We start from the raw sequence: 11,869 nt of genomic DNA, 5'->3' as shown, positions 1-11,869 counted from the left end.
CAATTAGTCACGAACGTAGATAACGTGACCGTCATCTTCTTCGTCGTCCCAATCATCCCAATCGTCGTCAGTCACTACATCTTTGCCGCTCATCGCATCTTTGTGGTAATCATCCCACATGAAGTCGACTTTCTCTTCTTCAGTCACCTCTTCCTCTTCACGAGGTAGATTTTCCATGAAGTCAGCTAGCTTGTAACAAAGCTCTTTGGTGCCTAGCTTGTTCACTGCAGAGATTTGGAAGTACTCGCCTTCCCAACCTAGAGCATCAATAATCTCTTGGATCTTCTCTTGTGCTTCTTCTTCAGGCATTAGATCAACTTTATTGAACACTAACCAGCGAGGCTTTTGAGCCACTTTTTCGCTGTACTGTTCAAGCTCGTCGATGATCGTCAATGCATTCTGAATTGGATCTGATTGATCAATTGGCATGATATCGATCATGTGCAGTAGCACACGACAACGCTCAAGGTGCTTCAAGAAACGAATACCAAGACCAGCACCATCCGCTGCACCCTCAATTAGACCAGGGATATCGGCAACCACGAAGCTCTTCTCAGGAACCACACTCACTACACCCAGGCTTGGGATAAGTGTTGTAAACGGGTAATCCGCTACTTTTGGTTTCGCTGCAGAAACAGAACGAATGAAGGTAGACTTACCTGCATTTGGTAGACCTAGCATACCTACATCAGCAAGCAGCAGTAGTTCTAGACGAAGTTCACGAACCTCACCCTTAGTACCCATGGTCTTTTGACGAGGTGCTCGGTTAACAGACGATTTAAAACGTGTGTTACCAAGACCGTGCCAACCACCTTTAGCTACCATCACTTTTTTGCCGTGCTCAGCAACTTCAGCCACGATTTCATTAGTGTGGATATCAACGGCACGAGTACCTACTGGCACTTTCAATGTGATGTCTTTACCACGCTTACCGGTACAGTTACCACCGCGGCCATTCTCACCACGCTCTGCATTGTAAAAACGTTGGAAACGGTAATCGATCAGTGTGTTCAGGTTTTCATCCGCTTGGATGTAAACATCACCACCGTCACCGCCATCACCGCCGTCAGGGCCGCCTTTAGCTACGAATTTCTCGCGCCAAAAACTTACTGTACCATTACCACCATCACCGGCTTCTACTTTTACTACCGCTTCATCAACGAATTTCATTTTTAACTCCGCACTTTGCGTTGCGTACCACTCATTAAAGAATGATATAAATTCTAGCAGATCCGTATTTAGATCGATCACCTAAGATCTAGGGTCTATCTGCAACTAAGGAACAAATAAGGAGGGGTTCTTTGCTGTACACGTAACAAGAGCGCCTGCTTTTTTATTCTCGCTTTAATTTTTAATCTCACTATAAATAAAAAACCCCGCCTAACGGCAGGGCTTTTAAATTCATCTTGAGACTGAGAAATTACTCAGAATCGATGCTAACGAATTTACGGTTTTTAGGACCTTTCACTTCGAATTTCACTTTACCTTCAGTAAGAGCGAAAAGAGTGTGGTCTTTACCGATACCTACGTTAGTACCAGCGTGGAACTTAGTACCACGTTGACGAACGATGATGTTACCTGCTAGAACAGATTCACCACCGAAACGCTTTACACCAAGACGTTTGCTTTCTGAATCGCGGCCGTTACGAGTAGAACCGCCAGCTTTTTTGTGTGCCATTGTTAAACTCTCCTATAACTTAAGCGTTAATGCCAGTGATTTTCACTTCAGTGAACCACTGACGGTGGCCAGCTTGCTTACGAGAGTGCTTACGACGACGGAACTTAACGATTTTAACTTTATCGCCACGACCGTGTTGTACTACTTCCGCAGTAACCTTACCACCTTCAACAAGAGGTGCACCAACAGTGATTTCTTCACCGTTAGCAACAAGAAGAACTTTATCAAATTCAACAGTTGCACCAGTTTCAACGTCTAATTTCTCTAAACGAAGAGTTTGACCTTCGCTTACACGGTGTTGTTTACCACCAGATTGGAAAACAGCGTACATATTTTACTCCGCTTTTTCCGCACAGCCTCATTCGGGTGTGCGCTAAACTAATCATCAATAGGGCGCAGATTCTACAGAGAAGATACGCCTTTGACAAGCCATATTTTTAAAAAATTGGCGAAAACCTGTTCGCCAAAGAAAAGTGCGGCAATCATGCCCTTAAGCGATGTATTAATCAACGTTTTTTAGTGTATTATTCAACAATTAATACAACGTATAAGCCTTACAGGGTCTAACTTTAGCCGGATGAACAATGGATTTTAAAGCTATCCAAGCGCTTACTGCCAATGATATGGCAAAAGTGAATGAAACAATTCAAGCCCAACTTAATTCTGACGTAAGTTTAATCAACCAACTTGGTTTCTATATCGTGAGCGGTGGCGGCAAGCGCCTTCGCCCTTTGCTTGCTCTTTTATCAGCTCGTGCTCTTGGCTATCAAGGTGAAGCTCATATCACCTCTGCAGCCTTTATCGAATTCATCCATACAGCAACGTTATTGCATGATGATGTGGTTGATGAATCGGACATGCGTCGCGGTAAAGCAACGGCGAATGCAGCCTTTGGTAATGCAGCCAGCGTTTTAGTTGGTGACTTTATTTACACTCGTTCATTCCAAATGATGACAAAGCTAGGATCACTAAGGATCCTTGAACTCATGAGTGAAGCGGTAAATGTGATCGCGGAAGGTGAAGTTCAACAATTAATGAACTGCAACGATCCAAACACCACTGAAGAAAGCTACATGCAGGTGATCTACTCGAAAACTGCACGTCTGTTTGAAGCAGCGACACAAATTGGCGCTATCCTGACTGAATCGTCACCTGAAGTCGAAACGGCAATGCAGAACTACGGTAAATACCTTGGTACTGCTTTCCAATTGATTGACGATGTTATGGACTACACCGCTGATGGCAAAGAGATGGGTAAGAACGTGGGTGATGACCTTGCAGAAGGTAAACCAACTCTGCCACTGCTTTACGCGATGCACAACGGTACACCAGAACAAGCGAGCATGATTCGCGAAGCGATTGAGCACTCTAACGGCATGGAGAAGCTTGACGACATTCTTGCAGCGATGAAAGCGACAGGATCTCTAGAGTACACCACGCAGAAGGCTTACGAAGAGGCAGATAAAGCGATTGCAGAGCTGTCTGTACTTCCAGATTCAGAATACAAGCAAGCACTAACAACACTGGCTCACCTAGCGGTAAAACGCAGCAAGTAGTCATTAAGTGCAACTGGCAATTCGTCAGATAAACAAAAAAGAGCCGTAGAGGCTCTTTTTTAGTTTGTGGGCACTTAGTAACGGCTAGACTCTAATGAGAGCGGAAGTTGTGCGTCAATCGCCTCTAGTTCCTCCAGAGGCACCGCATATTGCTCATGGGTGTGATAGGACTCAACCAAAGCGGTTTGCTCTTGCTCATCAATCACTAATATCTTTCCCAAGTTCCCCAAATACTGGACATGCATCCCTTTTTGTACTCGACTCATACCCTACCCTCGGCTTTGTATTTCAACGAGGAATACGAGTCTTTAGCAAACAAAGATCAAAAGCCGAGATCAAAAAAGCCGCTCATAAGAACGGCTTTTAAATTCAAACAATCTAAATGCGCTTATTTAGCGAATTCAACACCGATTTCGATGTCGCCATTTAGCGTTTCTAGCATGCTGTCTAGTGCATTGCGCTCGAAGTCACTTAGCTCACCGTAGCTTAGGATAGCTTCTGCGCCTTCTTTGCCAAGTTTCACTGGCTGTGCGAAGAATGGTGCGTGCTCGCCTTCACCTTCAACGTATGCACACTCGATTACGCCTTCTTCACCTTGAAGTGCTTTAACAAGAGCTAGACCGAAGCGACAAGCTGCTTGGCCCATAGATAGTGTTGCACTACCGCCGCCCGCTTTCGCTTCTACTACTTCTGTACCTGCGTTTTGGATACGTGTAGTCAGTGCTGCGATCTCTTCGTCAGTAAACTCTACACCTTCTACTTGTGAAAGTAGTGGAAGAATCGTTACACCAGAGTGACCACCGATAACTGGTACACGGATGTCGCCTGGATCTTTGTCTTTTAGCTCAGCAACAAATGTTTCAGAACGAATAACATCTAGAGTAGTCACACCGAATAGACGACGCTTGTCGTAAACGCCCGCTTTCTTAAGAACTTCAGCAGCGATTGGCACAGTCGTGTTTACTGGGTTAGTGATGATACCAACACAAGCTTTTGGACATACAACCGCGATTTTTTCAGCTAGAGACTTAACAATACCCGCGTTTACATTGAAAAGATCCGCACGATCCATACCTGGTTTACGTGCAACACCCGCAGAGATAAGAACCACATCAGCGCCTTCTAGTGCTGGAGTTGGATCTTCACCCGCGTAGCCTTTGATCGAAACTGGCGTTGGGATATGGCTAAGGTCCGCAGCAACACCCGGTGTTACTGGAGCGATATCGTAAAGAGCAAGATCAGAACCTGCAGGTAGGCGGTTCTTAAGTAATAGGGCTAGGGCTTGACCGATGCCACCAGCGGCACCAATAACAGCTACTTTCATTGTTATTCTCCTTGAGAGATTTTCTCTTATAAGTTCTTAGTAGGGTGATTTGTGAGCTAATTTAAGTTCAAAAACTATAATAATCACAAAGTGATTACAATCAATTAACGCCAGCTTTGCGACCTCGCGCAAGTCAATAAAACCGTGCTACACAGCGAGTTTGTATTATGTGAATAATTCACTGAAATAACAAAGCAAATCGTCATTAATAGCATATTATTCCATTTAATATTTACAGTGATATGACTAACAAATTGTCTGGATATTTTGGCTAAAACTGAATATGTATGCGAGAATATGCAAATAGATTTGTTAAGAAATAAGAAGACATATGCGCAATACCGAAAAACAAGACAACTTAGTTCGCGCTTTTAAAGCTTTACTAAAAGAAGAGCGCTTTGGCTCTCAAGGTGAGATTGTCGACGCACTCAAGCACGAAGGCTTTGAGAGTATCAACCAATCGAAAGTCTCGCGTATGTTAACTAAGTTCGGTGCTGTTCGAACTCGTAATGCAAAAATGGAGATGGTTTACTGTCTTCCAGCAGAATTAGGCGTTCCTACAGTTTCTAGCTCGCTCAGAGAGTTAGTACTAGATATTGACCACAACAATGCGTTGGTTGTTATCCACACAGGCCCTGGTGCTGCACAGTTGATCGCTCGCCTATTAGACTCTCTAGGTAAGTCTGAAGGCATCCTAGGCGTGGTGGCTGGCGATGATACTATCTTTATCACCCCAACTCTGGCAGTCACAACCAAGCAGCTATTTGAGTCTGTATGTGAACTGTTTGAATACGCTGGATAATGTCTGAAGTTTCATAAACATTACCCATACGAATGGATCATGAATACCTATCAAGTTCGTGATCCATCTCACATCCTGAAATATCCATCTTTAACCACTCAAAACCACATAACTATTTGATTTTAAAAAATCTAGTTGCAAATAAAACGTTATATTAGTGCATCAATATTTAGATTTTTTCGCTATAAGTTTTAACATTCGAGTAATTTACTGCCAATTTTTTGATATTATTCAGCCACTTTTTCATCACATGGATTGAAAAAGGTGCCGTTTCCAAAGAGGAAACTCCAGAAGCAACTACACTTGTTTCAGGGTTAATAATGAATAAAGGAAGGGAAATTCATGGCATTTACCAAACTTCTTAAAGTTGGTGCGATTGCAGCTGCTGTAATGGGCGCTGGCGCAGCTAACGCTCAAGAGTTCATCACAATCGGTACTGGTTCTGTAACGGGTGTTTACTACCCTACAGGTGGTGCGATTTGTAAACTAGTGAACAAAGGCCGCAAAGACCACAACATCCGTTGTTCAGTAGAATCGACTGGTGGTTCAATCTACAACGTTAACACTATCCGTGCTGGTGAACTGGATTTCGGTGTTGTTCAATCGGACTGGCAATACCACGGTTACAACGGTACAAGTAAGTTCAAAGATCAAGGCGAGTACAAAAAACTACGCGCTATGTTCTCTCTACACACAGAACCGTTCAACATCATTGCTCGCACAGACTCAGGCATCAATGGCGTAGCTGACCTAGCAGGTAAGCGCGTAAACATTGGTAACCCAGGTTCTGGTGACCGTGCAACTATGGGTGTTGTAATGGACGCTATGGGTTGGACTAACGATAGCTTCAAGCTAGCGTCTGAGCTAAAAGGTTCTGAGCGTTCTCAAGCACTTTGTGATAACAAGATTGATGCATTCATCTACATGGTTGGTCACCCGAACGGTTCAATCAAAGAAGCAACAACATCTTGTGACGCTAAGCTAGTATCTGCAACTGGTCCTCAAATCGACAAGATCGTTGCTGAGAACCCATACTACGCATACAGCACAGTACCTGCAGGTATGTACCGCGGTACAGACGCTGACGTAAACAGCTTCGGTGTAGCAGCAACTATGGTAACAACGACTGATGTATCAGACGATGTTGCTTACAACGTTGCAAAAGCAGTATTTGAAAACTTTGACACGTTCAAACGTCTTCACCCTGCATTTGCAAACCTGAAGAAAGAGGACATGGTACAAGCTGGTCTTTCTATCCCTCTACACCCAGGTGCTGAAAAATACTACAAAGAAGTGGGTCTTCTGAAGTAATCAATCTTCAAACCGACTCTATCCAATAAGGAGGCGAGCCCTCCTTATTGGCTTTTCACGCTTTATAAAAAGAACCTAAGTGAAAAGAGACAAACTTTTAAGTCTCTCCAAATTGGAGAACTTACCTTCGTATCAAGCCTAAGACACAGTCGATCAAAAACGCATTTTCTTGTCAGTTCACTACACTAGATAGGAAGAAAAATTACGTATCGCTGTGACATGCGAAAAGGCTAGACCATCAATAATAAGGATAAAGTACATGACGCAGACAACATCACCGTCTTCTGATGTGCAAGAAATGGTGGCACAATCAGACACTGGAGCACGTAGCCCGAGCGGCATGCAAGGTCGTATTCTATGGTTTGTGCCGCTATGTTGGTCATTGTTCCAACTTTGGTATGCATCTCCGCTACCGTTTATTTTTGACTTCGCTGTATTGAACGATACTCAAGCGCGTGCTATCCACCTCACGTTTGCTATCTTTCTTGCATTTACTGCTTACCCAGCACTAAAGAATTCTCCTCGCGACTATATACCAGCTCTTGATTGGGTATTGGCGCTTGCTGGTAGTTTCTCTGCTGCTTATATCTACATTTTCTATACGGAACTGGCTGGCCGTTCAGGTGCTCCGACGACTTTTGATATTGTGACAGCGGTAACCGGTATGGTACTGCTACTGGAAGCGACACGACGCGCACTTGGTCCACCACTTATGGTGGTTGCAGCTGTATTCCTGCTGTACACGTTCGGCGGTCCATACATGCCAGACGTGATTGCACACAAAGGTGCAAGTCTTAACAAAGCAATGTCGCACCTATGGCTAACGACTGAAGGTGTATTTGGTGTTGCTCTGGGTGTTTCTACCTCATTCGTATTCTTGTTCGTACTATTTGGTGCGATGCTAGAGCGTGCGGGTGCAGGTGCTTACTTCATCAAAGTTGCATTCTCACTGCTTGGTCACATGAAAGGCGGCCCTGCAAAAGCTGCTGTTGTGGCTTCGGGCCTATCTGGTCTTGTTTCTGGCTCTTCGATTGCTAACGTAGTAACCACAGGTACCTTCACGATTCCATTGATGAAGCGTGTTGGCTTCCCTGGTACTAAGGCAGGTGCTGTAGAAGTAGCGGCTTCAACCAATGGTCAACTTACTCCGCCAATCATGGGTGCAGCTGCATTCTTGATGGTGGAATACGTGGGTATCTCGTACGTTGAGGTTATCAAAGCGGCACTACTACCAGCACTTATCTCTTACATCGCTCTGATTTACATCGTTCACTTAGAAGCGTGTAAAGCAGGCATGACAGGTCTTCCTCGTCGTCACACACCAACTGTGGTTCAAAGCCTACTGTCGTTCACTGGCACGATTTTAGGTCTATGTATCATCAGTGCTGTGGTTTACTACGGTGTTGGCTGGACGAAAGATGTGTTTGGTGCGGCTGCGACACCTATCGTAACAGTAGCCCTACTTCTCTCTTACCTTGGTTTGGTTCGCATCTCAGCAAAATACGCTGAAGAGGGCGGTATCGAAATCGACGAGAACCTAACGGAAGTACCGGAGCCAGGTCCAACCATCAAGTCAGGTCTACACTACCTACTACCTATCGTGGTTCTAGTATGGTGTCTGACGGTTGAGCGTTTCTCTCCAGGTCTATCAGCATTCTGGGCAACCGTGTTTATGATCTTCATCTTGGTGACTCAACGTCCATTGATGGCGATGATGAACAAGTCTGACGATCTTACGGCTCAAACAAAAGAAGGCTTTATCGACCTAGCGGAAGCATTGGTTTCAGGCGCGCGTAACATGATCGGTATCGGTGTGGCGACTGCTGCAGCTGGTACAGTGGTAGGTGTGGTAACACTTACTGGTATCGGTCTGGTTATGACTGACTTCGTTGAGTTTATCTCAGGTGGTAGCATCCTACTCATGCTGCTGTTTACTGCGGTAATTAGCTTGATTCTAGGTATGGGTCTACCAACAACAGCGAACTACATTGTTGTTTCGACTCTAATGGCGCCGGTAATCGTAACTCTAGGTGCAGCACACGGCCTGATCATTCCATTGATTGCGGTTCACCTGTTCGTGTTCTACTTCGGTATTCTTGCGGACGATACACCACCAGTTGGCCTAGCAGCCTTTGCAGCCGCAGCGATTGCTAAGTCAGATCCAATCCGTACTGGTATTCAAGGCTTTACCTACGATATCCGTACTGCCATCTTGCCGTTCATGTTCATCTTCAATACCCAACTACTATTGATGGGCATTGATTCATGGTGGCATTTAGCGCTGACGATCTTCTCATCGGTAGCAGCGATGTTGATCTTCTCTGCAGCGACGCAAGGTTGGTGGTTCACTAAGAACAAATGGTGGGAAACGGTACTCTTACTCGTGCTTACCTTCTCTTTCTTCCGTCCAGGTTTCTGGTGGGACATGATCTACCCAGCGAAAGTTCTTTCACCTGGTGTTGAGATTGCGCAAGTTACTGACCAGCTAAATGTAGGACAATCTATCGAACTAAGAGTCGGTGGTGAGAACCTAGAAGGCGATTACTCAGAGAAGACAGTGCGTCTGCCATTTGATGACAAGGCAGCAACTGCTGAAGAGCGTATCTCATCAATGGGTCTTATGCTAACCGAAGCTGACGGCAAGATGATTGTCGACATGGTTGAGTTTGGCAGCCCTGCTGAAGCGGCTGGTATCGATTTTGACTGGGAAATTAAGTCCATCATTCAAGATGCTGACCGACCAATGAAAGAGTGGGTATTTGTTCCGACTCTACTAATCCTCATTGGCTTAGGTATGAACCAAAGAAGACGTGCTCGTAAGGATGAGATTAGCGCGTAACAATGGGAAGTGAGAGTGCTCCAAACACTTTCACTTCTGTATTACACGGAAAGGATAGTACGGCGCTAGACTCGCTCAGCGCCGCTAAACCAAAGAGACAAAAACATGTACAGACAAATCCTTGTTCCAGTTGATCTTAACGACAAAGGCTTTTCAGACAAAGCCGTTGAACTTGCAGTATGGCACGCTAAAAATAGCAATGCAGAGATTCACCTTTTGAACGTTCTGCCAGGTATTCACATGTCTATGGTTGCGTCTTACTTCCCGAAAGATGCAGCAAACCAAATGAAGCAAGACGTAAAGCGTCAGCTTCAAGAGTTTGCAGACAAGTACATCGATGATGAAGTGATCTATAAAGTACATGTGGCCGAAGGCAAAACCTACTCGACCATTCTAGATCATGCAGAGAAGCTAGGCGCAGACCTTATCGTTATGCCAAGCCATAAGCGTTCTAAGATTGATAAAGTGGTTCTAGGCTCTGTAGCAAGCAAAGTTGTACAGAACTCACCAATCAACGTTTTGGTTGTGAAGCCACAAGGCTAAATTTATATCGTTCTAAAACACAAAAGGTTGGCGTTTATGCCAACCTTTTTTATTGGGTGAGATTCAATAATCCGAAACTACGTCACCAGATTTTGAGCGGACCCTGCTGCAAAGGCATCAATGTTATCCATTAGAATATCTGCCAGCTTCTGTATCGCACTATCGCTGCCCCACGCTACATGAGGTGTTAGAAGGAGATTCGGTAAATCACTGTTTGCTAACAGAGGGTTAGACTTATCCGCCGGTTCGGCAGTGAATACGTCAACGCCCGCACCAGCAATCTCGCCACTGCGCAGCGCATCAACTAACGCGACTTCATCCACTAGCCCACCGCGCCCGGCATTTATCAGCACACAATTAGACTTCATCATCTGAAATTCTTCGCGAGAGATGAGGTTCTCCGTCTGAGTCGTTAACGGACAGTGTAAGCTGATTGCATCCGCAGTTCTAAGCACTTCCTCAAAAGGCGTGTAACCCTCTCGGCAAGAGCTCTCTCCCTTGCGTTCAGCAAACACCACCTGCATTCCAATCGCTTTAGCCAGAACTGCGGTCGCTTGGCCTAAACTTCCGCTACCAAAGATACCTAAGGTACCGCCAGCAATGTCTTGGATTGGGTGAGTGAAAAAGCAAAACTGCTTGTCTCGTTGCCATACATCACGCTCGATATCTTGGTGGTAGCCTTTCAGGTTACGCTTTAAAGCAAACAACATAGCAATCACATGTTCGGGAACGGATTGAGTCGCGTACCCTTGAATATTGCTGACCAAAATACCGTTACTTTGACAGTACTCCAGGTCAATGTTGTTTACACCAGTGGCAGAGACCGCGATAAAACGCAGTTTAGAAGCGGATGATAAGTTGGACGCATTCAGCACCACTTTATTCGTAATAACTATCTCTGCATCGACTATTCGCTCGGCGACTTGGTTTGGCTGAGTGAAATCGTACTCAACCCACTCATGTTCAAAACCCAACGCTTTTAAAGAAATCTGGGACGGAATGGTTGCCCTATCGAGGAACACCACTTTAGGTTTGCTCATTGTTCTTCCTTGTTTCAACATTCGTCTACCAATCCATTCTAACCTTTCAGCTTTTTATAGTCTGGTAGCTCAGACTCAATATCAAAATGTTGAGTGATCTGTGGCTTGGCCTGTGGGTAAAAGTCACAAAGGACAAAAGCGGTAAACAGTTGGTCATTGGCAGGATGATAAAAACTGAGCTCACATGCATGAAGCTCTAATCGTTGCGAGTAGCTGAGTGCCGGCTCCGTTGAATAAAACTCGTCTCCGACAATCGGATGACCCAGTGCCATAGTATGAACACGCAACTGATGAGAACGCCCAGTGATCGGTAACAAACGTAGCAAGGTTGTATGTTCCTCATGCAGCGCTACTTGATAGCGAGTTTGAGAAGGCTTTCCGTGTTCAAAGCACACTTTCTGACGAGGCCTATTTGGCCAATCACAAATCAAAGGCAGGTCAACTTCTCCCTCTGCTAACTCTACTTTTCCCCATACTCGAGCGTAATAAAGCTTATGAGTTAATCGATACTGAAACTGCTTCTTTAAATGACGCTCAGCCTCTTTGTGTTTAGCAAACAACATTAGCCCTGAAGTAGACATATCCAAGCGATGCACGGCTTGCGCCTGTGGGTAAGCCTCTACGACTCGACTCCACATACTGTCGTAGTGCTTTGGCTCTCGACCGGGAACCGACAGCAACCCTGACGGCTTGTTGACCACTAAGATATCTGCGTCTTCAAACACAACCTCAATCCAAGGATCGGTCGGTGGCTTGTACTCAATTAAAGCCATAGT

Annotated in this window: 12 protein-coding genes; 5 read left to right on the top strand and 7 right to left on the bottom strand. The window is 45.1% G+C overall.

Annotation, left to right across the window (positions count from 1 at the left end):
- Positions 1–3: 3 nt before the first annotated feature.
- The 3 genes from cgtA to rplU form a co-directional block, all read right to left on the bottom strand.
- Positions 4–1,170, bottom strand: coding sequence for an Obg family GTPase CgtA (gene cgtA / locus FIV04_RS01735; RefSeq protein ID WP_150870797.1), 1,167 nt, complete (start codon positions 1,168–1,170; stop codon positions 4–6).
- A gap of 250 nt (positions 1,171–1,420) precedes the next feature.
- Positions 1,421–1,678 (bottom strand): 50S ribosomal protein L27, encoded by a 258-nt coding sequence (gene rpmA, locus FIV04_RS01730; RefSeq protein WP_032553028.1) that lies wholly within the window; start codon positions 1,676–1,678, stop codon positions 1,421–1,423.
- A gap of 19 nt (positions 1,679–1,697) precedes the next feature.
- The gene (gene rplU, locus FIV04_RS01725; protein ID WP_032553027.1) at positions 1,698–2,009 is read right to left on the bottom strand and encodes a 50S ribosomal protein L21; all 312 of its coding nucleotides are present in this window, start codon (positions 2,007–2,009) and stop codon (positions 1,698–1,700) included.
- Positions 2,010–2,262: 253 nt separating this feature from the next.
- Between rplU and ispB the strand changes: the two genes are divergently transcribed.
- Positions 2,263–3,234, top strand: a complete 972-nt coding sequence (gene ispB, locus FIV04_RS01715; protein ID WP_032553026.1) for an octaprenyl diphosphate synthase — start codon at positions 2,263–2,265, stop codon at positions 3,232–3,234.
- 74 nt (positions 3,235–3,308) lie between these two features.
- Here ispB and FIV04_RS01710 read toward each other — a convergent pair whose 3' ends face one another.
- Both FIV04_RS01710 and mdh read right to left on the bottom strand, forming a co-directional pair.
- Entirely contained in the window at positions 3,309–3,500 is a 192-nt protein-coding gene (locus FIV04_RS01710; protein ID WP_152468100.1) for a hypothetical protein, read from the bottom strand.
- A 122-nt stretch (positions 3,501–3,622) separates the two neighbouring features.
- Complete coding sequence (gene mdh, locus FIV04_RS01705; protein ID WP_032553024.1) at positions 3,623–4,558, bottom strand: malate dehydrogenase; 936 nt, start codon at positions 4,556–4,558, stop codon at positions 3,623–3,625.
- Positions 4,559–4,889: 331 nt separating this feature from the next.
- Between mdh and argR the strand changes: the two genes are divergently transcribed.
- The 4 genes from argR (at position 4,890) to FIV04_RS01685 (ending at position 10,053) form a co-directional block, all read left to right on the top strand.
- Positions 4,890–5,360: a transcriptional regulator ArgR gene (gene argR, locus FIV04_RS01700; RefSeq protein ID WP_032553023.1), complete on the top strand. Its 471-nt coding sequence runs from the start codon at positions 4,890–4,892 to the stop codon at positions 5,358–5,360.
- 342 nt (positions 5,361–5,702) lie between these two features.
- A complete protein-coding gene (locus FIV04_RS01695) occupies positions 5,703–6,671 on the top strand; it encodes a TAXI family TRAP transporter solute-binding subunit (RefSeq protein WP_032553022.1) in 969 nt (322 codons plus the stop codon).
- A gap of 259 nt (positions 6,672–6,930) precedes the next feature.
- On the top strand, positions 6,931–9,510 hold the full coding sequence (locus FIV04_RS01690; RefSeq protein WP_152468099.1) for a TRAP transporter permease: 2,580 nt from the start codon (positions 6,931–6,933) through the stop codon (positions 9,508–9,510).
- Between the two features lie 105 nt (positions 9,511–9,615).
- A complete protein-coding gene (locus FIV04_RS01685; RefSeq protein ID WP_032553020.1) occupies positions 9,616–10,053 on the top strand; it encodes a universal stress protein in 438 nt (145 codons plus the stop codon).
- A 77-nt stretch (positions 10,054–10,130) separates the two neighbouring features.
- Here the strand turns inward: FIV04_RS01685 and FIV04_RS01680 are convergent, their stop codons facing one another.
- Positions 10,131–11,093, bottom strand: coding sequence for a D-2-hydroxyacid dehydrogenase (locus FIV04_RS01680; RefSeq protein WP_152468098.1), 963 nt, complete (start codon positions 11,091–11,093; stop codon positions 10,131–10,133).
- A 38-nt stretch (positions 11,094–11,131) separates the two neighbouring features.
- Positions 11,132–11,866 (bottom strand): pseudouridine synthase, encoded by a 735-nt coding sequence (locus FIV04_RS01675; protein WP_152468097.1) that lies wholly within the window; start codon positions 11,864–11,866, stop codon positions 11,132–11,134.
- Positions 11,867–11,869 lie beyond the last annotated feature (3 nt).

The organism is Vibrio sp. THAF190c (genome assembly GCF_009363355.1).
In the GTDB taxonomy this organism is placed as follows: Bacteria; Pseudomonadota; Gammaproteobacteria; order Enterobacterales; family Vibrionaceae; genus Vibrio; species Vibrio fortis_A.
The sequence above is the reverse complement of the archived record's forward strand: the minus strand, read 5'-3'. Positions and strand labels throughout refer to the sequence as shown.